Annotated in this window: 21 protein-coding genes, 1 tRNA gene and 2 pseudogenes; 9 read left to right on the top strand and 15 right to left on the bottom strand. The window is 38.3% G+C overall.

Annotated elements, in window-relative coordinates; all coding sequences use genetic code 11:
• The first annotated feature begins 72 nt into the window (after positions 1-72).
• Positions 73-831, top strand: a complete 759-nt coding sequence (locus tag H6F47_RS03560; RefSeq protein WP_199291048.1) for a class I SAM-dependent methyltransferase — start codon at positions 73-75, stop codon at positions 829-831.
• 100 nt (positions 832-931) lie between these two features.
• Positions 932-2,020 (top strand): UDP-N-acetylglucosamine 2-epimerase (non-hydrolyzing), encoded by a 1,089-nt coding sequence (gene wecB / locus H6F47_RS03555; protein ID WP_190647698.1) that lies wholly within the window; start codon positions 932-934, stop codon positions 2,018-2,020.
• 390 nt (positions 2,021-2,410) lie between these two features.
• Here the strand turns inward: wecB and H6F47_RS03550 are convergent, their stop codons facing one another.
• From H6F47_RS03550 to argF, 3 genes are all read right to left on the bottom strand, one after another.
• Positions 2,411-3,898, bottom strand: coding sequence for a DNA phosphorothioation system restriction enzyme (locus tag H6F47_RS03550; RefSeq protein ID WP_096567939.1), 1,488 nt, complete (start codon positions 3,896-3,898; stop codon positions 2,411-2,413).
• 107 nt (positions 3,899-4,005) lie between these two features.
• A complete protein-coding gene (gene lexA, locus H6F47_RS03545; protein WP_096567941.1) occupies positions 4,006-4,617 on the bottom strand; it encodes a transcriptional repressor LexA in 612 nt (203 codons plus the stop codon).
• A 343-nt stretch (positions 4,618-4,960) separates the two neighbouring features.
• The gene (gene argF, locus H6F47_RS03540) at positions 4,961-5,881 is read right to left on the bottom strand and encodes an ornithine carbamoyltransferase (protein WP_096567943.1); all 921 of its coding nucleotides are present in this window, start codon (positions 5,879-5,881) and stop codon (positions 4,961-4,963) included.
• A 281-nt stretch (positions 5,882-6,162) separates the two neighbouring features.
• On the opposite strand from argF, the gene H6F47_RS03535 reads away from it, so the two are divergent.
• Positions 6,163-6,234 (top strand) — tRNA-Thr (locus tag H6F47_RS03535).
• Between the two features lie 801 nt (positions 6,235-7,035).
• Here H6F47_RS03535 and cas12k read toward each other — a convergent pair.
• Positions 7,036-8,950, bottom strand: a pseudogene (gene cas12k, locus H6F47_RS03530) (type V CRISPR-associated protein Cas12k).
• A gap of 69 nt (positions 8,951-9,019) precedes the next feature.
• On the opposite strand from cas12k, the gene H6F47_RS03525 reads away from it, so the two are divergent.
• Together H6F47_RS03525 and H6F47_RS03520 are read left to right on the top strand one after the other, a co-directional pair.
• Positions 9,020-9,442: a MerR family transcriptional regulator gene (locus H6F47_RS03525; RefSeq protein ID WP_190647696.1), complete on the top strand. Its 423-nt coding sequence runs from the start codon at positions 9,020-9,022 to the stop codon at positions 9,440-9,442.
• 128 nt (positions 9,443-9,570) lie between these two features.
• Positions 9,571-13,407 carry an N-6 DNA methylase gene (locus H6F47_RS03520; RefSeq protein ID WP_190647694.1) on the top strand — a complete coding sequence of 1,279 codons (3,837 nt, stop codon included), beginning with the start codon at positions 9,571-9,573 and terminating at the stop codon, positions 13,405-13,407.
• Between the two features lie 48 nt (positions 13,408-13,455).
• Here the strand turns inward: H6F47_RS03520 and H6F47_RS03515 are convergent, their stop codons facing one another.
• The 4 genes and pseudogenes from H6F47_RS03515 to H6F47_RS03505 all read right to left on the bottom strand — a co-directional run bounded on the left by H6F47_RS03515 (position 13,456) and on the right by H6F47_RS03505 (position 16,520).
• Complete coding sequence (locus tag H6F47_RS03515) at positions 13,456-13,995, bottom strand: TniQ family protein (protein ID WP_190647692.1); 540 nt, start codon at positions 13,993-13,995, stop codon at positions 13,456-13,458.
• Positions 13,995-14,555 (bottom strand): annotated as a pseudogene (locus H6F47_RS27740) (TniB family NTP-binding protein); the annotation flags it as partial. The gene H6F47_RS03515 and the pseudogene H6F47_RS27740, both read right to left, overlap by 1 nt.
• A 27-nt stretch (positions 14,556-14,582) precedes the next feature.
• Positions 14,583-14,831 carry a hypothetical protein gene (locus H6F47_RS27735; RefSeq protein WP_242027324.1) on the bottom strand — a complete coding sequence of 83 codons (249 nt, stop codon included), beginning with the start codon at positions 14,829-14,831 and terminating at the stop codon, positions 14,583-14,585.
• 3 nt (positions 14,832-14,834) lie between these two features.
• The gene (locus tag H6F47_RS03505; RefSeq protein WP_190647690.1) at positions 14,835-16,520 is read right to left on the bottom strand and encodes a Mu transposase C-terminal domain-containing protein; all 1,686 of its coding nucleotides are present in this window, start codon (positions 16,518-16,520) and stop codon (positions 14,835-14,837) included.
• Positions 16,521-16,887: 367 nt separating this feature from the next.
• Between H6F47_RS03505 and H6F47_RS03500 the strand changes: the two genes are divergently transcribed.
• Positions 16,888-17,868, top strand: a complete 981-nt coding sequence (locus tag H6F47_RS03500) for an aldo/keto reductase (protein ID WP_190647689.1) — start codon at positions 16,888-16,890, stop codon at positions 17,866-17,868.
• 32 nt (positions 17,869-17,900) lie between these two features.
• Here the strand turns inward: H6F47_RS03500 and H6F47_RS03495 are convergent, their stop codons facing one another.
• Complete coding sequence (locus tag H6F47_RS03495) at positions 17,901-18,062, bottom strand: hypothetical protein (protein ID WP_236104025.1); 162 nt, start codon at positions 18,060-18,062, stop codon at positions 17,901-17,903.
• Positions 18,062-18,247, bottom strand: coding sequence for a hypothetical protein (locus H6F47_RS03490; protein WP_190647687.1), 186 nt, complete (start codon positions 18,245-18,247; stop codon positions 18,062-18,064). The genes H6F47_RS03495 and H6F47_RS03490 overlap by 1 nt, the downstream gene beginning before the upstream one ends.
• Before the next feature lie 53 nt (positions 18,248-18,300).
• Between H6F47_RS03490 and H6F47_RS28365 the strand changes: the two genes are divergently transcribed.
• Positions 18,301-18,423, top strand: a complete 123-nt coding sequence (locus tag H6F47_RS28365) for a hypothetical protein (RefSeq protein ID WP_277877124.1) — start codon at positions 18,301-18,303, stop codon at positions 18,421-18,423.
• A 31-nt stretch (positions 18,424-18,454) separates the two neighbouring features.
• Here the strand turns inward: H6F47_RS28365 and H6F47_RS03485 are convergent, their stop codons facing one another.
• A complete protein-coding gene (locus H6F47_RS03485; protein ID WP_190647685.1) occupies positions 18,455-19,009 on the bottom strand; it encodes a Uma2 family endonuclease in 555 nt (184 codons plus the stop codon).
• Between the two features lie 142 nt (positions 19,010-19,151).
• Between H6F47_RS03485 and H6F47_RS03480 the strand changes: the two genes are divergently transcribed.
• The gene (locus H6F47_RS03480) at positions 19,152-20,378 is read left to right on the top strand and encodes a DUF4336 domain-containing protein (RefSeq protein WP_137666950.1); all 1,227 of its coding nucleotides are present in this window, start codon (positions 19,152-19,154) and stop codon (positions 20,376-20,378) included.
• A 46-nt stretch (positions 20,379-20,424) separates the two neighbouring features.
• Here the strand turns inward: H6F47_RS03480 and H6F47_RS03475 are convergent, their stop codons facing one another.
• From H6F47_RS03475 to H6F47_RS03465, 3 genes are all read right to left on the bottom strand, one after another.
• Positions 20,425-20,712 (bottom strand): TMEM165/GDT1 family protein, encoded by a 288-nt coding sequence (locus tag H6F47_RS03475; protein WP_096572675.1) that lies wholly within the window; start codon positions 20,710-20,712, stop codon positions 20,425-20,427.
• Positions 20,713-20,743: 31 nt separating this feature from the next.
• A complete protein-coding gene (locus H6F47_RS03470) occupies positions 20,744-21,118 on the bottom strand; it encodes a TMEM165/GDT1 family protein (RefSeq protein WP_096572676.1) in 375 nt (124 codons plus the stop codon).
• 86 nt (positions 21,119-21,204) lie between these two features.
• Positions 21,205-21,561, bottom strand: a complete 357-nt coding sequence (locus H6F47_RS03465; protein WP_190647683.1) for a YkgJ family cysteine cluster protein — start codon at positions 21,559-21,561, stop codon at positions 21,205-21,207.
• Positions 21,562-21,816: 255 nt separating this feature from the next.
• On the opposite strand from H6F47_RS03465, the gene H6F47_RS03460 reads away from it, so the two are divergent.
• A complete protein-coding gene (locus H6F47_RS03460; RefSeq protein WP_009342523.1) occupies positions 21,817-21,936 on the top strand; it encodes a photosystem II reaction center protein Ycf12 in 120 nt (39 codons plus the stop codon).
• A 113-nt stretch (positions 21,937-22,049) separates the two neighbouring features.
• Here H6F47_RS03460 and recJ read toward each other — a convergent pair whose 3' ends face one another.
• The gene (gene recJ / locus H6F47_RS03455; RefSeq protein ID WP_190647681.1) at positions 22,050-24,122 is read right to left on the bottom strand and encodes a single-stranded-DNA-specific exonuclease RecJ; all 2,073 of its coding nucleotides are present in this window, start codon (positions 24,120-24,122) and stop codon (positions 22,050-22,052) included.
• Between the last annotated feature and the right edge of the window lie 60 nt (positions 24,123-24,182).

The raw sequence follows: 24,182 nt of genomic DNA, 5'->3' as shown, positions 1-24,182 counted from the left end.
CTACTTATGTGTATACTAAGTAGTAGTAGAATTTCTCACTACACATAGCAAAAATATATTGAGGAGGGATCTATGCTAAGAAATATTACACCTGGTACTGCAAGCAGACTAACAATTGTTGATCATAATGAAACCTATGGGAGACATATTTTACAAGAACATATTAAAAGAATAGATATATCAAAATGTGTAGATTTAGGATGTGGTAGTGGAGAAGATTTGTTAATAGTTCAACAGCATCATGCAAACGCACAATGTATTGGTATAGATTATGGGAGTTGGAATTTTGAAAAATTAATACAAATGGGAATTAATCCTATCTCAGTGAATATAGAGAATCAATCACTTCCTTTTAATGATGAATCTATAGATCTTATTATAGCTAACCAAGTTTTAGAGCATACTAAGGAAATATTTTGGATCAATCACGAAATTTTTAGAACTCTACGAATTGGTGGTTATTTATATTTGGGTGTGCTAAATGTACTTTCATTTCATAATCGTCTTCTGGGATTTTTTGGAGTTCATCCGACCTCTGCAAAATTAATTTCTGCTCATGTAAGAGTATTTTATAAAAATGATACAATTAGTTTTTACAAAAATATTGCTGGTAGGTTTACACATATAGAAAAATTCTCAGGTTCCCAATTTTATCCTTTTCCTAAAAAAATCGCTCGTTCCTTATCCAATGTATTACCTTCATTGGCATTCTCGATTTTCTTCCTCATCAGAAAAACTGAAGATTATAAAGCGGAGTTTATTGATTGGTTAATAAAAACACCTCTTGAAACTAACTTTTTCATAGGAGAAAACAATAATTCATGTTTTTAAAAAGTAGGACTTAGACAACTGGCATACTGATAACTATTAAGTTTAATAGTAAGAATATATTAGTCAAGTGAAATTGAAATTTAAAGGAGTTACATTGAACATGAAAATTGCTACTATTCTCGGTGCAAGACCACAATTTATTAAAGCATCTGTTGTCAGTAACGCTTTCAAAAATGCGGGAATTAATGAAATAATCATTCATACAGGACAGCATTTTGATCCAAAAATGTCTGATGTTTTTTTCCAAGATTTAGAATTACCTACACCAAAATATCATTTGAATATTCATAGTCTCCAACATGGGGCAATGACAGGAAGAATGATGGAAAAAATCGAAGAACTATTAATTGCTGAAAAACCACAGTATGTATGTGTTTATGGTGATACAAATTCCACCATAGCAGGAGCATTAGTAGCAGCAAAATTACATATTCCCATTGCCCATATAGAGGCAGGATTAAGAAGTTATAACCGTCAAATGCCAGAAGAAATTAATCGTATTGTGACAGATCATCTATCTCAATTATTATTTGCTCCCACACCTTTAGCGGTTAATTGCTTACAACAAGAAGGTATTAATCAAGGTGTACACTTGGTTGGAGATGTGATGATGGATTCTGTTTTAAAATATCAGGAAAAAGCCCAAAAAACCTCTGATATTTTAAGTAGATATAACTTGCAAGAAGGAAAATTTTACCTAGCAACAATTCATCGTCCCAGCAATACGGATGACTTTGTACGGTTGCATGCTATTCTGGAGAGTTTTATCAATTTAGATTATCCAGTAGTTTTTCCTGTACATCCGCGTACACTCAGTTGTATTGAAAAAATGAGCTTGAATAATTACTTAAATCACCCTTCTATTCAAGCAATTCCTCCTGTGAGTTATTTGGATATGTTAGTTTTACAAACTGCTTCTAAAGGGGTAGTTACTGATTCAGGTGGTATTCAAAAAGAAGCATATATTTTACAACGTCCTTGTTATACTTTGCGAAGTGAAACCGAATGGAAAGAAACTGTAGAATCTGGATGGAATCAACTGGTAACACCAGAAGAAGTAACACAAGCAATATCTAATTTTATTCAACCATCAGAATGGAAATCTCTTTATGGTAATGGTGATGCTGCTTTAGAAATAGCTAATATAATTAGCAGAAATATTAATTCATTCAATCATTATTTTCAATAACACAAGGTCGCCTCACTTTTTCAATCCTCGACTTCTGACTTTTTTGCTTTTACTTTTTCCTCCTCTTGACTTTCTAATACTTTTTTGACTATTTTTTGATTCAATCTGTTGACTAACCATTTATTTACGAATCAATCATAATTTATTGCCGATGATTCGGAAATATGTAATACTAAAAGTAAGAAAATTCTTACCTGACAATAAAAATATGAAAATCACATCCAAAGGACAAGTAACTATTCCCGTAGAAATACGAGATAGAAGTTAAAGAAGTATGAGGCAATTTAGTCATGACTCTACCCAGACTAAATGCACCTTGTTCCTTTTTTATTACCCTGAAACTCTTTATTTATGAGGTTTTTGGCTTTATTTGGGATTAACTCAATTCACCTAAATATCCAATAACCCGTAACGCTTTTGCAAATCTAATAATTTCATCCTTGCTTCTCCTGCATTATCCGCTAAATCCGCAAATTCCACAAACCTTCTTAACTCTTTTCTTAACAAATTGCGTTCCACCTCTATCGCTTCTCGATCCAAATCAGGAGGTAAAACAATCATATCAAAAATCGTCGCTCTATCCTTACCAGGATGGGGACGTAAAACCCTACCACGACGCTGGATAAATTGACGGGGATTCCCAGAACTTGATAAAATCACCGCAGTTTGAATAGCGGGAATATCCACACCTTCATCTAAACAACGAATAGCAACTAAACCTTGTAATTCTCCGCTTTCAAATTGTTCTCTTAAAATTTCCCGTTCTTGTAAAGAAGTATGTGCGGTGTAGGTGCTGACTTTGTAACCTAACTCTCCTCCTAAAATTCTCGCTACTTCCTTCAACTGACGCAAAGATGAACGGTGTCCGCTTTCCTGTGAACCATCGCTACAATAAAATAAAGTATGGCTGGTATCCAGACGATTTAACATTAATTCTTTCAAAGTTACTAATTTATTTTCTGCTGCACCTACTAACCTAGAACGTTTTATTAATAAGGATTTAATATCTTCAATATTTTCAAAATCGTCGATACCCCCTTCTTCTCGTTCTCTATATTGTAGCGATCGCCCTATTCTTTTAGTCAACTTCAAATAATTAATACTTTCAATTTCCGTTAATTCCACTAGAAGAGGATAATATAGATAATGAACTAAAGCACCTTGATTTATGGCATTCTGCAAACTAAACTCCGGTTGTAAAACAGAACCAAAATAATCAAATAAAGACTCCGTACCTCCATCATCAAAATATCTTTCTGGGGTAGCAGACAAAGCGAGACGTAAACCGATATTCCGAGGTAAACTTTCTTCTAACCTGGGTGCGCCTAAATTATGCGCTTCATCACCAATAATTAAAGTTTTAGGTGTAAAATATTTAAGTTGAGATTGCAACCCCTCACTAATTAAAGTCGAGTTAGTGGTGATGACAGTGACGAAATTTTGAGAACCGGAACGCAGATTATATAATTGCGTTGAAAGTTGACTTTGCCAAGTGCGTAAATTCTCGAAAGCCAAAATCGGTTGTAAGTTAAATTTCTCACATTCTCTACCCCATTGACTAACCAAATGACGGTAAGGACACACCACCAACAAGACTTGTAAACCTATTTGTTGGTATAATTCACAGGCGATCGCCAAAGCAGTAATCGTTTTCCCACTACCAGTAGCCATTTTCAAAGTCCCTCGACCATTATTAGCAAACCAGCTAGTAATAGCTTGACGCTGATATCCCCGCATTTGCAAAGATACAGGCATTTTTGGACATCCTGGTAAAGACGACTGAACATGATAACTACCCTGATTTTCCCTGACAAAAGGCAACTTGAGAGAGAAAGCAGGAGGTTTTTGTTTCTGTATTGGCGATCGCGTGAGGTACATAAGGAGTTCAGTAGTTCAGTAGTTCAGTAGTTCAGTAGTTTGGGAGTTCAGGAAGAAGAATTAATATTTTTCCCAGTCACCAGTCACCAGTCACCAGTCACCAGTCCCTAATTATAATTTCTCCACACACCAACCAAAGAACCCTGTACCTGTACTTGCATAGCGGGTACTTCGATAGGTTGATATTTTGGGTTTGCAGGTTTGAGAGTGACAGTATCTTCTTCCAGATAAAAACGTTTTAAAGTTGTACCGTATCCTTCCACCCTAGCGGCAACAATCGTACCATTTTTTAACTGATTGGGTTCGAGTACGGGACGCAAAAACACCACATCACCATCAGCAATTAAATCTTCAATCATGCTATCACCCGTTACCCGCAAAGCATAGCTGCGGGGAGGTAGAGATAAATTAGCCAAGTCTAAATATTCATGTTCCACCGCATCGGTAAAAGGTTCAATTAAACCACCAGCAGCTATAGTTCCTAAAATGGGTACACCTTGCTTAGTCGGCCGCAAAATTCTAATTGTTCGCGCTTTCCCTTCATTCCAGTCAATGTATCCCTTATTGCGTAAATGTTCCAAACGACTTTGAATAGGTGCAGGTGACTTGAGATTCATCGCTTGCATCATCTGGCGAATAGATGGCGAATACTGATTAATACGGATATATTCTACCAACCATTCATACAATTCTTGTTGGACTGCTGTTAGTTTTTCCATTGTTTTATCGGGAAGTAATTACAAATGTCCCTAGAGCATTTGTACTACAAAAATCTTCCCTTAACAAGATTGATTTAAATATTTCTCAAGAATAAATCAATATCTTTCTTCAGCACTTGCGACTATTAACCAGTAATTTTAGTGAAATAGAGTTATATTTATCAATTTTTTCCTTAAATTGGTGATTGGTGATTGGTGATTGGTAATTGGTAATTGGTAATTGGTAAAAAACTCTTAACTATCAACTGTCAACTATCAACTGTCAACTGTCAACTGTCAACTGTCAACTATCAACTATCAACTATCAACTATCAACTATCAACTATCACCAATCACCATTCTTTCACTTTGCCCCTAAAATACTAGCAAGTAAAGCTTTTTGGGCGTGTAATCTATTTTCTGCCTGATCCCAAACTTTTGATTGAGAACCTTCGATAACTTCATCGGTAATTTCTTCACCACGATGGGCTGGTAGACAGTGTAAAACAATTGCTGCGGGATCGGCAAAACTTAATAATTGTTGGGAAATTTGATAAGGTTGGAAGATAGGAAGACGGTTATCAGCTTCCGATTCTTGTCCCATACTTGCCCAAACATCAGTATAAAGAACCTGTGCGCCTTTAGCTGCTGCAGCTGCATCATGGGTGAGAATAACTTCAGTTTTATGATCAGCGATCGCCCTAGCTTTTTCTACAATTTCCGCATCTGGGGCATATCCTGAAGGAAAAGCTACTCTCACATTCATTCCCATCAAAGCACAACCCAACATGAGAGAATTAGCCACATTATTACCATCCCCCACATAGGTCAGAGTTAAACCTGCCAGAGAGCCAAAACATTCTTGAATAGTTAATAAATCAGCTAAAATCTGACAAGGATGCTCTAAATCTGTCAGAGCATTAATTACCGGAATTTTGGCATAATTAGCAAAAATTTCCAACTCCTGCTGGGCAAAAGTTCTAATAGCGAGGATATCCAAATAACGATCCAATACCCTAGCGGTATCCTGTACAGGTTCACCCCGACTCACTTGGGTAACATTAGGGTTCAGGTCAATAACCTGGCCACCCAGTTGATACATTGCCACAGTAAAACTAACCCTGGTGCGGGTGGAAGCCTTGGAGAATAACAAACCCAAAACCTTGTTACAATGTAACGTTAGCTTTTGTGACTTGAGTAAAGCTGCCATTTCTAGAAGTTCTTGCAGTTCTGGGGAACTCAGATCCGCCAAACCTAATAAATCTCGTCCGATCAATGCTGCCATGCTGATGATTTGTATATTATGGTGATGTTTTCTGTGTCTTCACTCAGCCGCGTCAACAGGAATACAGTCTTAAAACTCTACCAAATTATTGTTACCTGAATCTACTGGATTGTAGTTAGCTTGGTGATACATCAGCAGTTATGGGATTTTGGATTTTGGATAGACTTGACAGTTAACTCAGGTAAAAAACCAGGGAAAAAAATTTTTTCGGAAAACTACTAGACAAATAATTTATTTATGCTATTATTATAAATCGGTGGGCAATTCAAAAGCTCCAACACGCCAGCATAGCACAGCGGTAGTGCATCCGACTTGTAATCGGAAGGTCGTCAGTTCAATCCTGACTGCTGGCTTTTTTATTTAAATAAACACATATTTGTCACTTGCCAAATTATTTGTCCGCGTTGACAAATTATTGTCCGTATTGCCAAATTACTGTCCCCGTTGACAAATTATTGTCTCTCACAGTCAATAGTTTTTTTACTATTATAAGCTCCGTCCCAATTAAACCGACGACCTTCCGATCTTTCAACCCACCTAAAACTTTTTTCATAATTATTGTACGAACGTCTTTCAACCCGCCCCACTCCGGGAGGGGTGTTGAAACTGTGGCTCTCCAGCAGTTCACTTAATTGCTGGGGACATTTTTTCTTTCAACCCGCCCACTCCGGGAGGGGTGTTGAAACTCCGCCCGACCAAACCCTTATCTGAAGACACTTCCAAAAGTAATTTTGGCGAATGTCCGAAATCTGTTCTTAATTTCCCTCTCAAGGGAGAATTATCGAAGCATCGCAAAATCTGAAATACAGACTAGACAAGGGATTTGGACTTTTGGCAGAACCCCAGGGTTTTTGACCTCGCTTATGGTTCGCCAAAAATAAATAATTAAGGTGGATTCCTCCTTGCTCGGAGGTGATTCAGTAGCCACCACTGCGGTAAACCCGCACCTCTATTACTGGGGGCGCACCTTATTCCTGTTCACTGGGAACAGCAGCATCAAGGTGGGCAGCTACCAGGGTCAGAAAGCAAGACTGTCTCACAACAGTCAAACTAACCCACATTTATCTCAGTTCAGAGGTTGATCAACAACATGAACTGCGGCGCTATTGTTAATTACTATTCTATTATCAAGGTTCGGTGTTTTGTCAATCAGATCAGGCTTTTCGGGAGTGATAGGCGTTTATCGCTAATTCTTTGGCTTTCTCTAATGGACTCGCTTGAATTGGTTGTTTTCCCTCCTCTATAGCGATTCCTGCTTTATTGGCCTGACTTTGAATATTTGCAATCAATCTGCCGTAACTCCATTGATGAACACTGGTTCGGTATTGTTTGGCATATTTTTGTTGGACTTCTACTAAATCTGATTTTTCTTCAGCTTTGGCTTTAATCTCACTCTGGACTTGTTCTCGCATATCACCTAATTTTGGTAGGACAATACTGCCAGCTTTATAAGTTTGTGCGATCGCAATAATTTCTTTTGCCAGTAATCTATCTATATACTCTCCTAACTCTGAATCTCCAAATTGATTTGGTGCTGACATCCTTTGAGCAATATGGCGTTGGTGGGATAATAGGTGTTTTTGTTGTCGCTGTCTGTTGAGTAGTTTGTAGTTATCACCAAGTAGTTGTTTGATATTGCGATATGTCAAAACTTGGCCTGTAGTTCCATCTAAAACTGCAACAGTGGCAGGGTTTTCTAAACCCAAGCTGACACCGACTAAAATATGAGATTGACCTTTATATAAAGGTTGACTTGGACGAGGGAAGGGGTTATTAATTCTGGATAGAGAGGAATTTTTGCGTTTAATATGTGCCTGTTGTTTATCATTTAGTTCACCTTTAGCTTTAGTTTGGGTGATAGTTTTGGCAATTTCTTCTGCTTTTTCTTCCCTGACTAAATTTGTTCCTTCCTGTGTCCATAAACGAGTATCTACACAACAATAAAGGATTAAATGGTGAATATTCCAGGGTTCTCCATTGCCTCCTTCTCCTTCTTGCCAAGAAATACGACCACTTCGCAGGGTAAATAAGGCACTAGAATGTTGATTTTTACTATTTTTCTTAATTAATTTGCTGATCTTCTAAGAAACGTTGAAACCAGGGGAGTTGGCGAGAATCACAATAAATTTGAAATGTATGCTCACTTAAACCACTAAATTTTACACAAATACGCCCGAATTGATTTTTAAACCAAACTAAATCTTCGTTGGTTTCGTAAGCTACTGGAAAAGGTACTTGACTGGATTTTCTTAAAAGATAGTTTTGCCATAATTTCGCCTCTGTTTCGTCTTCAGGAACAGTCTGAGTAGCAGTGATCAGATTTTCTATCCATTGTGTATCAGTTAAATCCCGTCCTTTGGGTATTCTAGCTGCTAAATTTTCTGTGAGGCGTTGAATTTGGATTTCTAATTTACGGCGACGTTGAGCAAATTTTTCGGATTTTTCTTCTTTATCGTTAATTTTACAGCCATTTTTAAGTAAATAACTAATAGCACAACGAGTTATATTATCTTCTGTATTTTTGTAGGTATCAAATAAGTATTTTGATAAATTTCTTTCACTATCTATATTTTCAGATTTTTTCCGTTTTTTGGACTTTTTACTTTTGGTGGGTGTATCTTCGTTGGTTTCTTGTGGTGCAAATTGAGCCAATATTTGAGCAGATGTAGCACGAAGAGTATCTAATGAAACTCCACTTTGTTCTACTAATTCAGCATCACTATTGAGCATTTCTAACCAGCGCAATTTACCATCCAGTTGGGATTGATAACGCTTCATTAAGGCAAACCAGGATTTATAAATATAGTTTACTGATGCTGTGGCACTGGTGTAAAACCTTGCAGGTTGCCCGATGAAGCGCGGATCAGTCTTCAACGGTTCACACAGTTCTTTGACTATACCTGTGGGGTGTTTACCTTTTTGTCGCCATGTTTCAAATTCTGGGTGTTTACCAATTTGACTCAGTAGTTCGTTAATCAGTGGCGTGTTTTTCTCTGCCATCAATTGCCATAGCTGTTGACGGGTAGTTTCACTGGCTACTAAACGACACTGAATGGTAATTTGGCTCATACCTTTTAAACAACTTTGTCTAATAAAACCATATTTGTATTATAGCCGCTTTCTGTAAAATAGTTTTTTATGCAAGAAACTTTTTTCACAAGTAAGGACGCGGCTCAATTGACAGGTTGTACCCTTCGCCAGATTCAGTATTGGCGAGAGAAGGGGATTGTTGTACCTGTAATTAGTGATACGGGTACGGGACGCAGTATTTATTATTCAAGGTCTAATTTGGTGGAGTTGGCAGCTATGGTATATTGGCTGTCTACGGGTATCAGTTTTGATATTGCTTGTTTTATTCTCAAACAACTGAAGGAACAAGAACCGGAGTTGTTTATTTCTGGTCAGGGGAAGCGGTTTATGTTGTTGTTATCTCAGGATGATTCCCTTTCTTTGGTAGAATTTGACAGGAAACGAGCGATCGCATCTCTGGATGAAGGTAAACCTGTGATTCCCGTGTGGTTAGATGTTATTTATCAGGGGTTAGCAAGCAAGCTCAGGTAGCGATCGCATCTTTGGATGAAGGTAAACCTGTTATTCCTGTGTGGGGTAAACTGTATTTAAAAATTTAATCTGTTCTGTATTCTGTCTACTAAGTTCTATAAAATTCCTGCATAATTACTGATTTACCTATGTTTGATGAGTTTCTAACTGCCTTTTTTGGGATATTTCAAAAGAGCTTCAAAAAACAAAGTGATTTTCTCAGCTACCTAAATCTCCCAAATTCTAAACGTACTGGAGATGAAGCTTCTATTGTTGACAATGCAATTATCAGTCCTTTGCTTGAGTTATTGGGTTTTGCACCAGGAGAACAAGGCTATAACCAGCAGAAACAAAGCAGTCGTCCTGATTTTGCTCCAAGCGATAGAGTATATGGAACTTGTTTTATTGTAGAGAACAAAAATACATCGCTGACACTAACGTTGGATCTGAATGATCCGGACAGTCATCTATCGCAGTTACGGAGTTATATCCGTGGATTGCGGTTCGGATGGCTGACAAATGGTATACAGTTTATGGTTTGGGATTTTTCCAATCCCAATCAACCTAGACCTATTGTTGATTTGGATCTTCCAACTGCTATTCAGGAATGGAATCAGGGAGGAGCCGCAACCCTTTCTAATGGTACGACAAGAGAATTACGGGATATATTTGATATGTTTCGTAAAGCAGCATTTACCAGTCTGGATCGGTTAAAGGATGAACTGGCACTTGATCTGAATGAGTGGCAGCAACAGGCGTTACCATTGGGCAATGGTAGTGGGAATGAGCCGATTTTAGTGGAGTCGTTGCAGTCGTTACTGGAAGAGCTAAAAGCGGATGCAAGGCGATCGCTTAATCATCACCTCACGTTACATAATGAATACTTGAACAAGGCCAATCGGCTGACAGATGATGCTATTGAATCAGCGACACAACAGATTCAACAGTTGAGAGAACGGGTATTGTCTAGTTTAGCGGGCATACAAAACTTAGTAAATCTCAGTGCAGAAGATCACGGAACGATTCAGGAAATATTGATTCGGCTAGAAAAGGATGCTAGGGCGTTTATTAGCCCCAAAGAATTGTTTGATCAGATACTTGAGGTACTAAATCAGGCATTTCAGCGTAAACACGCTAATCAAGCCAAACCGCCAAAAACTCCATCATCGTTGGAAAAGGACTATACCCCGCTTCATGATGCACTAAATCCCTATGTCAATATGGTCTTTGGTTGGCATCAACGACAGGCAACCCTGCGCCAAACTTATCAGACGAATATTCGTGTGTTTGATGACTACACGGTTTGGACTGCTCTGGTACAAGAAACCATGCTCGGTGGACTGAACGAAGAACAGCGACGAGATGAGTTTGCGTTACAGGCTGCGTATGTGGTGTTTATCCGGCTGTTGTTGATTCGAGTTTGCGAAGACAAGGAGATTTTTCAGGGCGAGGATCGGGTTGCCCATCGGTTTGTGTCTGATGGGGGGATGAAGCAATGGCAAGAAACGATCAAACGCTATTGGATCTTTGCAACAGGCAATCCCTACAGTCCGTTGCTGGATATGGCATATAACAACGCCCAAAATATTTATGCTCACTTTTTTACTGGAAGAGAACTGTTTAACTGGTATCAATTGAATGAGCAGCAGTTGATCATGACCCTGCATCAACTTAGTCGCTTTAACTTTGCTGAGGTAGATTCTGACATTGTGGGGACGGTATACAACACCTATGTTAGCCGCAAAGAGAAAAAGGAAAAAGGACAGTATTACACACCTCCAGAAATAGTAAATTACATTCTGGATGAGGTGGGCTATGTATCGGGTACAGGAATTATTGGTAAAAACAAACGCTTGATCGATCCAGCTTGTGGCAGTGGTTCGTTTTTGGTGGCGGCAACAAAACGGTTAGTATCGGCTTACAAGAATAATGCGGATCAAATTGATGATCCTGTAACAGTATTGGAAAGAGTGCAAGCTAATTTGTTTGGCTTTGATCTTAATCCGTTTGCTTGCTATTTGGCAGAGGTGAATTTATTGATTCAAGTTCTGGATTTGGTGAAGCTGGCACATGAAAAGCAGCAACATCCTAAAATTCAACGCTTTCATATTTATAATGTTGATGCCCTAGCTCGTCCATCGGGAAGCTATAGGTTTGCGTTGTTTAATACATTAATTGCAGAGGAAAGCGATCAGGTAGACCAAATTAAAAGCCGCTCTCCCAATACGCCCTATACAAATGGTTTCGCCTTTGTAGTTGCCAATCCTCCCTATGGCGCGTCACTCAGTGATGATTACAAAAACATCCTTCGGGCTGATTATGCCGATGTCTTTTATGGTCAACCTGATACTTATGTTTTCTTCTTTAAACTGGGGATTGAACTACTAGCAAAAAATGGTAAGCTTGGGTTTATTACACCTAATACTTATTTAACAGGTAAAAATACTACCTCTTTGCGTAGCGAGTTACTGAATGCTGGGCGAATTGAGCAGATAGTAGATTTGCCTCAAGGAATTTGGTCAGATGCTACTGTTGATTGTTTGCTTCTCTTTTTGAGCCAAGAAGATAACGAAGCGCATCGAAAAGCTCAAAAAGTAAAAGTTAACTTATTAGATTTTAAGGATACTCTGGATAAACTGACAACAAGAACGTGGTATGAAACGCTTGAACCTTCACAAGAAAGTTGGCTAGATAATTCTAGGTTTGAGTTCAAACTTCGCTATAACAGTCTGATACAGCAAGTTGAAGAAGCTTGCCGAGTTTCCGTAAACGGAAGCACTACTTTAACGAAAGTTTTACGGCTGGAAGATGTTACGGAGAGTAATCAAGGGATTATTGTATATGAAACGAAAGCGAGTAGTACCAAAAATATGTATGTAAAACCTCGTAAAGATTTACCTCTAAATGAAGATGATTGGAAGCCGTTACTTGATGGTAGCGGATTTGTTGGACGCTATGAGTTAAGGTGGGGAAAAACACAGCCTTACTTAAAATATGGTGATTGGCTTTGCCGTAAGCGGGAGGAAAAATATTTTGATTCCCCTAAAATCATACTTGTACGTTTAAGAAATAAGTCACTCAAAAGGAGGCTAGTAGCAACATTCGATGATACAGGGTTCTACAATCGAGATAACTATAATAACGTCATTACTGCTGAAAATTCACGCTATGATTTGAAATTTATTCTGGCGCTTTTTAACTCTTCACTTTTGAATTATTGGTATTCGAGAACATACTTGAATGTTAATATCAACCCTGATACTATTCGCCAGCTTCCCATTTATCCCGCAGATGGTAGCATCCAAGCTGAATTTGTAGAACTCGTTGATCGCATCCTTGCCAAAAACGCCCAACTCAATCAACTGCGAGAACAGGGTTACATCATTAAACGCCAACGAAATGGCAATACCCTGATCGAAATTCCCTATGATCGCCTTTTGAGCGAGATTCAACAGCAAAACCCCAATTTCTCAACATTGAATTTCTTTGATGCTAGAGCCTCGCAGTTGTTTAGCATTCCTGAATCCTGCAAACTCGAAGAAGAAACCATCAGCAGTAACGTCTTTATTTCACCCAAGTATCCAAACAATGTAGTGTTGCGTAACAACAAACTCTGGTTTGAAGTCCCAGATGACAGCATCCGTCGCTATCTGTTGGGCTACCTAAAGACTCCCCAATGGCAGGGTAAAACCTGGGACGCGATCAAAAATCAGGCACAAATTCCAGAAGAAGTCACTGACCTCAATGCTTTCTTTGCTTTAGAAAACCAAAAACGCCAAACTATTGAAACCTTATTGAATGAAGTTGTTCAAATTGATGCAGAAATTGACGAAAAAGTGTTAAACCTCTACGGTATTAATGATCCAACAGATCGACAGCGCGTTTTGGGGAGTGCGCCAACAACTGATGAGGACGCTGAAACCACAGATGATGAAACTGAGACAACAGATATAGGTGAAATTGATTCTGAGTCAGAGTCAGAATAATAGAATGGGGGCGATTTTATTGCAGTCCTGTAGCGATCGCCCTCTACCTCAAACTTGCTTTCGCCGTCTAGCCATAGTTGTAAAAGGATTGATTTTCTGATGTTCTACCATCTCCGCAAACGGCAAAAAACACCTATGACACCAACCATCAACCCACAACGCCGGGGCTTTTAACCTAGCCCCACAATTAGGACATTCCGACAACAAACTTAAATGATGATGCTGACACCCCTGAGTTACCTTAAACTGCCATTTAATCCTATGACAAGGCGACTCCACATAACAAGCAGCACATAACCGAATCGGCTCAAGATTCATCCCCACCCCAGCAGGTGGTAACATCTGCTCTAACCTATCAGCATCAACTCCCACAACCTTAGCCAAAGCCTCTAACTGTTGCCGAGAAGGAGGGGGATTAAAACGAAACTTTTCCCACCTAGCAACAGCACCAGCAATTCCCGCAGCTTTACCCAACCCAGTAGGTGTTAACTCATTAGCCCGTCGAAACCGTCCCAAAAAGTGACTAATACTTTCCCCCTCAAAAGGTTCTACCTGAAAAAACCAAGGGTTAATTTCCCCAACTTCCATTACTTATACTCCGCAGCTACTTCTTTTAAAGTGTCCAAATCAATTTTTGCTAATCCCTTCTTTAAAGCCCGAATAGCCGACTCCCTGAGAATCATATCTAGCAAACCAATATAACCCCCTGTAGCCTCACCCAAAGTCTTGAGCATCGTTTTACTAGAAAGATTAGAAGCAACTGGTAGTTTTAAAACTTGCTTTTCCCAAATCTCCACAATCTTTTTAAAATCTTCACCAGAGAACTTACCAAACCGATGACAGGCACGAAAACGGTTATAAACCTGTTCATCCCGCTTCACCACAGCATCTAATCTATCAGTACCTACCAAAATCACCGCAATTTCCAACTTATCAAAAATATCCCGCACCTCTGCAAAAGTCTTAGGCTTCAAACGGTCAGCCTCATCAATAATCAGCATTTCCACACCACAACCTTTAAGAACTCGTAGCGTTCTATCTCTAATTTCTGCTACCGTTCCCTTATTCATTTGATATTTGAGATGCTCAATAATTGCTGTAAATAACTCCTTAGCACTACATTCTTGGGGTATTTGGATATAGGCAACGGGAACTTGTGGAGGTTTTCCTGGTTCTTATTTAGGTTTATGCCTGAGTCTATAGGCATCACAACCCATTGTTTTACCAGTTCTTGACTCCCCCATCACCCTACCAGATTGGCGTGATTGTCGCTTGCCATCTAACCAATCATGGAGCGTTTTTACTTGTTCCAAAGGAATAAAATTCTTCCGATTCAATCGTTGAATTTCTGCTTGTAATTTTTCATCATTGGGGAGAATTTCACCTAATTCTTTGGCAACCTTTTGAGCTTGTTGTGAAGTCATAATTTACCACCCGTAATCTTCGCGCATTTGTTCATAATCAAAAACTTCCGGCATATCTGTTGAAGAACTTTCCACAGATTCCATTTCCATTTCTTCTTCTGGTTCAATCACCACAGGTTTTTTAGCTTTTTCAACTACAACAATTTCTTCTTTTTGGCGTTCCTTTTTGGTTTTCTTTTGCTTAACGAAAGTTTCTCTATCTTGTACCTCTGCCAGAATTGAACGATTGCTAACGGTTTTACCCGCTTGTCGAATCCTGCGACTCATGGCTTTTGCTTCATCTAGAGATAATTCCTCTGTCTCCAAATCTTGAGCATACGCACGGGCTAAAAATTCTTCTTGAGAACCCTGCTGACGATAAACCAAAATAGTTGTGATATCTCTAGGGTCATATCGCAGCACAACGTTTTCCCCTGCGTAACCAGCCAGGTTTTCACCTCGATATGTCAGATTTTCAAATTGCAGATATCCACCCCTGTAAATTGAACGTCGAGTTTGTTTCATCAAACAAATACGCAAATCTTCTTCAGAGATTAAATCAGGTGTAACAATTAACCCAGCTTCCCATCTTTGATAACGAGTTTGATCACCTAAACGAGCATCAATACTTTGGTTATATTTGTCTACGATATAGCGTACTAGCAGACGTTCTAATTCTCGTAAAGTTAGACAGGCTTCTTTCTCGGCTTCCTCTGGGCGTTCCTGAACATTAGAACCTGTGTATCCTGGTAAGGTAGAAAATAAATCAGTATTTAAAGTGCCAAAAGGACGTTCCACAATTCCACCCTCACTAGGGCGATCGCGTAAATGGCAAGCAAATCCTAACTGAACACCTATTTGTTGCACATGGTTGGATCGAAAATCCTTACCTCCATCAGTAAAAAAGTGTTCTGGCTTCCCATAAGTTCCCCATTCCTCATGTAGTCCATATTCTGCTCCATATTTTTTGGGTAATATGGCGTGACGCAGTGCTAAAGCTACTACCTGAGAACTGGGTGCATCAAAGCCCAAGTTAATGCCTATGATGCAACGAGAGTAAGTATCTATTACTGTTGTTAACCAAGGACGACCTAAAAGTTCGCCATGTTGATCCACCAGTAAAATATCGGCACGAGTATGATCACACTGCCAGATATGATTGCTGTATTCAACGGATAAATCTAGTCCGTCACGGGTTTTCAGTGATAATCGAGAACCTCGCCAACCACGACTTCTAACACTAGCTTTTTGCTCTTGTGCTTCAATAATTGGTTGTAGAACTCGATAAACAGTTCTATAACTGGGATAATTTTCATCACCCAATTCTGCTGCTTTTGCTTGTACTCTGATCGCAACTTGTTGAGGGGTAATTCGCTTGCTACCCTTATTTCCTTCCTTATATGTATTGATAATGAACTTTTGCCACTGAGAATCTATGCGGTGTTTACCTTTGTCAGCGCGTTGAGTGGTTTGCAGTGCAGCTAAACCTTGTTCTTCCCATTTTTTAACCAGTCTGCGTACTGTTCGGACTGATTTACCTAGCTTGGCTGCTACCTCTCTTTGTCTTTCTCCATAGGTTTGGCGATCGCACGGTTCAAGTAGTTTTTGGATTAATTCCAATACTTCTTTATCACTTGCGGATAGTTCAGTGATAATGTCACTACCTTCTACCTCATTATCATTGGGTTGATCATCTTGTATTTCCAGCATATATGTCTTTTACAAACATAGTTGTATTGTACTGTATCGGAGGACAATTAATTTGTCAAGTCTGGGAAAAGTTGGAAAAACAGCAATTTTCAATACAGGACAGTTAATTTGTCAAATATCTAAATTCGGACAGTTATTTTGTCAATTATTGTCCTACTGGTTAAAGATAGGGTAAAATAACAAAACCCTTACTGTGTAAGGGTTTAGAGGTTGATATTTTTGTAGACATTAATTTGTCAAGTGGTCAAATAATTTGGCAAGTGACAAGAAACTATAGAAACGAATTTAGTGTTTTATTGTTTAACCTGCCTAAATCCAATTTAGGTATTATCAAATGCTAACATCATACTTTTTATAGGAAAGCAATATGCAAACAAATCAATCACTATCTTTTCCCAGTATGGGATGTGGAACATGGGCTTGGGGTAATCAACTCCTGTGGGGATATAATGAAAGCATGGATGACCAATTACAACAGGTATTTAGTCTTTGTGTGAGTAATGGTGTCACCTTATTTGATACAGGAGACTCCTATGGTACAGGAAGATTAAATGGACGTAGTGAGTCACTTTTAGGTACGTTTAGCAAAGAATATCAAGGATTAAATCAAGATCATATTTGTATTGCGACAAAATTAGCAGCTTATCCTTGGAGATGGACAAGAAAATCAATTATTTCTGCTTGTCATGCTTCTGCGAAAAGATTAGGAAAAAACGTTGATTTAGTGCAGATGCACTGGTCTACAGCTAATTATGCACCTTGGCAAGAAGTAGGTTTATTAGACGGTTTAGCTGATTTATATGAACAAGGTTTAGTTAAAGGTGTAGGATTATCTAATTACGGTACAAAAAGATTATTATGGGTACATAAAAGATTTCAGGAAAGGGGAATACCGCTAAAAACTTTGCAGGTACAATATTCTTTATTATCTACCTATCCAGTGACGGAATTAGGTTTAAAAGATGTATGTGATGATTTAGGAATTAAACTCATTGCTTATAGTCCTTTAGCTTTGGGTTTATTAACAGGTAAATTTTCGGAAAATGGCAAGTTTCCTAAAGGTGTAAGGGGGTTTTTATTTAAACAAATTTTACCAGGGATTCAAGGAGTTTTAGGAACTTTAAGAGAAATAGCAACTCAGAGAAATAAAACCATGTCACAGGTTGCTATTAACTGGTGTATTTGTAAAGGTGCAATTCCTATTCCTGGAGCGAAAAATTTAGAACAAGCACAACAAAATATCGGTGCTTTGGGTTGGTTGTTGAGTGATGGGGAAGTTGCAGAGTTGGATAGTGCTGCTGCTAAGTCACAGAAGAAGATGGTGCAGAATATTTTTCAGACAAGATAGTAATAATGATGTTTATTGATATATCAATTTACTCAACTATCCAACAAATCATGCCAATTTTCTAAAGGGAAATCCCAAGCTTGTTGTATACGTTGAAAATCTGTATCTGCGGAAACAACTGTGAGATAATTTTCAATAGCAGAATCCCCAAAAATGACAGAACTACAGTGATTTGTGTCCAAAAGGTATATCATTAAAATTCCTTCAGATCATCACCAACCCATTTTCCAGCATGACGAAGAATAGATTTTCCTGATCCTGGACGATGAGGAGGTTTAGACTCTTTTTGTTTAAGTGACCGGATAATCTTCAGTGTTTCTTTAAGCTCTGTTTCTGACATTGAATTAATTTCTTGTATTAGTAATTCTTTGGTTGTCATAATTTTTATCCTCATAAATCCTAATTCGGGGATGTTGAATAAATCTCAAAACATTGCAGGTAAACTGTTTTAAGTTACAAGCAGATAATTTTGATTATGGTTATTTAGTAGAATGGGCAGAATTTTTAGATTTGGTTGATGAGTTTAGTGAAGTATTAAATCAAGCTGGAATATAAAATTATCATTTAGTATGATTTAAAATTAATCTTACACCCCCAATAACCTCTCCACCGAAATAACCACATCAGGAAAAGCTAAAGTACGAATTTCACCAGCTTTGAAAATTTCTCGACTTTGATAAACTGCATCAGTCGGAACTCGAAAAACAATCAATTCCATATTCCGCAAATTAATGATCCAATATTCGGGAATACCTGCGGAAGCATAAACTTTAGTTTTAACTTCCAAATCTTTACTTAAACTAGAATCTGAATATTCAATTACCCAAAATATATTTTCTGGATAAGGATGATGTTCGCGGTAATCTTTTCCTAAACGTTGAACAATAGCAATATCTGGTTCTGGTTCGGAATTAGTTTCTGGGATAGTAATTGGTTTAGCTTGACGAACTTTTGCTTTTTGTCCAAGTAAATAAATTAAATATTCTCCTGCTTCATCACTAGAATAAGCATGATATTCTCCTTCGGGAGCCATTTCTACTATTTCCCCATTAATTAACTCAACATTACGATCTGCTAAAATACCAGTGGCAATTATTTGATGATAATCTTTAATAGTCCATTTTACAGTAGTTACATTCATAGCAGTTCTCCATCTGCTTTATTCCCATTGTAACTTCATTGATGACAAAATTAAATTCCCAGATTAAATTATTAGCTCCAAAATTTGCTAAACTCCAAAATCGGGAAAGATTAAAATATTGGTTATTGGGAGTGATCGCACAGTGATTCAAGGTGAAGGTACAATCAATGTAGAAAATGTCAACCCCCAGGATTATACATGGAAGTTCTGGCCAGTTGTCCCCCTTTATCCCTACGGAAAACGTCGCACTATTCGCAAAGAAGTAGTTAAGGATACTATCTGGATCTTTGATCAGATGCAAGGGGTTTTCTATGTAGTTGTACCCATCCGCATGACGGTGGTAAAGTTAGAAAAAGGCGGTTTATTGGTTTATGCACCTGTCGCACCCACAAAAGAATGTATCCGGTTAGTAAATGAGTTGGTAGCAGAACACGGGGAAGTAAAGTATATAATTTTGCCCACCATCTCAGGAATAGAACATAAAGTATTTGTCGGACCCTTTGCGCGATATTTTCCTACAGCACAGATATTTGTAGCACCAGAACAATGGAGTTTTCCCGTAAATTTACCTTTAAGTTGGTTGGGTTTACCATCAAACCGGACGCAGATATTACCCGCAGATAGTAGTCAAGTACCGTTTGCTGATGAGTTTGATTATGAGATATTGGGACCCATTGATTTGGGTCCTGGGAAGTTTGCAGAAGTGGCATTTTTCCACAGGCGATCGCACAATCTCTTGCTCACAGATACCATAGTTTCCGTACCCGCAGAACCACCAGCAATAGTTCAACTTGATCCCTATCCGTTGCTGTACCACGCCAAAGATCAAGCATACAATATCATAGCCGATACAGCAGAAAACCGCCGCAAAGGGTGGCAACGTATTACATTATTTGCCTTTTACTTCCGTCCCAGCGTAGTGGATGTACCCAAGTGGAAAGATGTATTTAGAGATGCCTGGAAAGCACCAGAACGCAGCCTAAAAACATATTTTGGCTTTTTCCCCTTCCAATGGCGAAAAGACTGGGAAAGGTCTTATGAAGCATTAAGAGGAGATGGGCGGATATTTGTGGCACCGGTTTTACAGAGTTTAATATTAAATCGCGAACCCCAGGAAACAATAAATTGGGCTGATAAAGTGGCACAATGGGATTTTCAATGGATAATTCCCTGTCATTTTGATGCACCTATTAAAGCGGAACCGCAACAATTTAGAAAAGCGTTTTCTTTTTTGGAAAAATATCCCAGTGGGGGTTTAGTGAATAGTAATAGTTATCCTTTACCGGAGGATGATTTTCAGGTTTTGCGAGATATTGATCAGGGTTTGAATAGGTTTAAAATTGTGCCACCTGCGAGGGAGAAGGTGTAGGATGTCCCCTGACAAATTAATACATTCTATTTTGGAGAGGTCTAATTTAATCAGATTCGGTTTCACTACTAGGTAAAAGCAGACGAATAGCGAGGATCGCAAACCCCACAGCAGCGATCGCCTTTAAAATTCTTGTAGGAAATAACTCTGCAACTGCACCCCCAGCTAATGCTCCTAGTAAACTGGTTAATACTAAAGCACCTGCTGTACCAAAAAATATAGCTTTGCGTGATTGACCTTGACCAGAAAGAGCGATCGCCGCTAACTGACTTTTATCTCCCAACTCAGAGAGAAACACTGTAATAAAGCTTAGTCCTAAAAGATTCCAATCCATAATTTTCTCTATAACAACCAACAACTGAAAATTAACCAACAAACACATCCCAAAACAACATTACAGAAATCAACAGCAACATTACCCCTGCTGATTTTTCCACAGTTTTCGGACTCAGTTTACTCGCAATAAAACCACCAAGCAGCACACCTAATAAACTGGTAGTAACTAAAGCAGTTCCCGAACCCAGAAACACTAACCAAGGTGCATGAGATTCCGCACTCATTAACAACGTTGATAATTGGGTTTTATCACCAATTTCCGCTAAAAATATGGTAATGAAGGTAGTTCCCAACACCATCCATACTGATTGCTGTTTTTTGTTTGCAGGTTGAGCAGTATTTTCTGGTACTGGTGACTGGGTTTCAGGTTCGGTAATGGTTACAGGTCGAGTGTCAAGTTTCACGGGTGTTAGTCTTTTCACTAAGTGGTTTTCATATTCTTTTCATTTTCTCATAATGTTGTCATAAATGGCAACTTGTGAACAGAAAATTAAAGTATAAAACCCACAGCTTGATCAAACCGGATCATTTCCAAACTGCGATCGCCATAAATACTTTCAATCTGCTGATGACAACAATCAATCGCAAAATCATTTAGTTCTTCTGCTTCAATACCAAACATATCCTGAAAAGTATCAACTTGAACCCGACAAAAACGCGGACGATCAGCATAAATAGTACATTCTCGCGTTTCGTGGTCAAAATTCACACACCAACCATCCTCACCTACCATACTGAGATAAAGTCCCAGTTCCTCTGGTGAAAGATACTCTTCTAAGTCTGGGCGTTCTGTAGGATCAAGATGACAGCACGCACCACATTGTTTTATACATTGCCAGGTAGCCATAATATACCTCTAGGAGTAGGTGACAGGTGATAGGTGACAGGTGACAGTAGGGAACAGGGAAATGGGGAGGTGGGGGAAGATTAATACCCCAGTCCCCAGTCACCAGTCCCCAGTCACCAATTCCCTGTTTACATTTTTATGTACTTTCCTATAATTTTGTTAAGTAACTTAAAACTTGCTGCCCCTATCCAGATATGATCTAATGCGGGCTTTGCATTTAAGTTATTGAATTTTTTAAAACCGTTTGGAGGAAAAATGGAAGCTTTAGCCAATATTAATTGGGAAGTTGTGTTTCAATTAACCTGTGTAGCATTAATTGTACTTGCAGGACCAGCAGTAATTTTTGTACTCGCGTTTCGCAACGGCGACCTATAATTTAGGTCATGGGTAATGGGTAATGGGTAATTGGTAATGGATAATGGGTAATTGGTAATGGGTAATTGGGAAAAGCTCTTTCCTATCACCAGTCACCAGTCACCAGTCACCAGTCACCTATTCCCTACCAAAGCCTGCATCGCAGCTTGAATAATACCATCATATTGGGGTAAAGATAAATCAACCTGTTTAGCATCTTCACGACTTAACCCTAACATACCTATTTTATTCTCAGGCTGCATGACTAATACCTTACCTTCACTATTTTTAATTCTTAATTCTGCACCTACACCATTTTGATAAATACCACAGGTGTATTGACGCTGTTTGTATTCAAACTTTGTCGGTTTAGAAATTTTTGATGTAGTAAATAATTTTTCCACCTGTTGCGGGAGTCTCACCCCCACTAATTCTAATTGCAGATTATTATTACCATTATAATTATTTTCACCCAATTTGTAAGCAACATCAATTCTGGATGGTAAGGGAAAATAATCACCCCACCGCCAAGCTATAGCTGGAATTTCATATCTTTGATTATCTATAACTTGCCCCAAAACTAATTTAATATGACCTTTGCCAACTATTTGTTGTTGAATAACTTGAACATTAGGAGTCCAAAATAGAGGACTAGGGTTTTCAATACCACAAGGATGAAGAATATTTAACTGTTGGAATAAATCTTGATTGATTTGATAGAGATTTGCTTGAGCATCAATTTTTAGTAAAGGTTTCAAATGTTGAATTTCTAAACATTGATTGGCAAAATCAGATAAACGTAATCTAAAATCTGCTAAATTATCTGCTGGTAAAGAAAAACCACCTGCTGCTTTATGTCCTCCATATTTACTTAATAAATCATCACTATCTTCTAAAGCTTTAAACACATGAAATTCAGGTATTCCCCTTGCAGAACCACGTATTACACCGTCACCTTCAAAAGTACCAATAAAAACCGGAACACCATAACGCTCAACCAAACGAGAAGCAACAATACCAATTACACCATGATGCCAATTTTCCTTAATAACTACTAAAACCCGGTTTTTAGGTAAATCTTCTACATACAAATCTTCCACTAATGATATTGCTTCCTGTTCAATTTCCTCACACATTTTTTGACGTTCAGCATTAATCTGTTCACACTGCATCGCTCTTTCTAGAGCTATTCCCATATCATCAGTAGTCAACAATTCTATCACAGTTTGCGGGTTGCCAATTCTGCCAATAGCATTAATTCTAGGTCCCAAACGAAACCCAATATCATCAGGTTTTAAAGATTTTGAATTTTGGATTTTGGATTTCAGATCAGATTTTGAATTACTTTCTGTTTCTCCTTCACTAGCTTGAACTCCAGAAACTTGAATTAAAGCTTGAACACCTGGTAAAGTAGACTTAGATAATAACTTTAAACCACGTTTTACCCAACGACGATTTACACCAGTTAAAGGAGCTAAATCAGCAATAGTTCCTAATGTAAATAAAGCTAACATGGGGTGAACTAAACCTTTTAATTCTCCCATTTGTTGAGCTAAAGACACCGCTAAAATATAAGCTACACCCACACCAGCAACACCCCGATAAGGAGAAGATTCATCTATTAACTTTGGGTTGAGAATAGCATTAGCTGGTGGTAATTCTTTGGGAAGATCATGATGATCTGTAATAATCACTTTTAAACCTAATTTTCTAGCTCTAGCAATAGGTTCACAAGCAGCAATACCATTATCTACCGTGAGAATTAAACCCACACCTTCACTCTTGAATTCTTCAACAATACGTTTATTAATTCCATAACCTTCGTGCATCCGACTAGGTATAGCATAATCAACATCAGCACCCAAAGCGCGGAGACTTCGCAATAATAAAGCAGTGCTAGTCATCCCGTCTGCATCATAGTCACCACAAATAGCAATTTTTTCTTGATTTTTAATAGCATTTTCTAACAATTCTACACTTACCGCTAAATCGGGGAAATCTTCCAAAGGAGAAGGTAAATTTAAACTTTCAGGATTGATAAATTTTTCTACTGCTTCTGGTGTTTCCATTCCCCGATTAATCAATAACTGACTGATAATAGGGGAAATATTCGTTAAACTAGCTAATTTTGCAGCTAATTCTATATTTGCGGGCGCAATTTGCCAACGTTGGTTAGGTAAACGTTTAATATTTTGGTCATTAGTCATCGGTAATAGGTAATTGGTGATTGTGGATTGGTGATTAGGAATATTTTATAATAAAAGATG

This window comes from Sphaerospermopsis sp. FACHB-1094 (genome assembly GCF_014696195.1).
In the GTDB taxonomy this organism is placed as follows: domain Bacteria; phylum Cyanobacteriota; class Cyanobacteriia; order Cyanobacteriales; family Nostocaceae; genus Sphaerospermopsis; species Sphaerospermopsis kisseleviana.
This window is presented reverse-complemented; position numbering and strand designations above follow the sequence as displayed.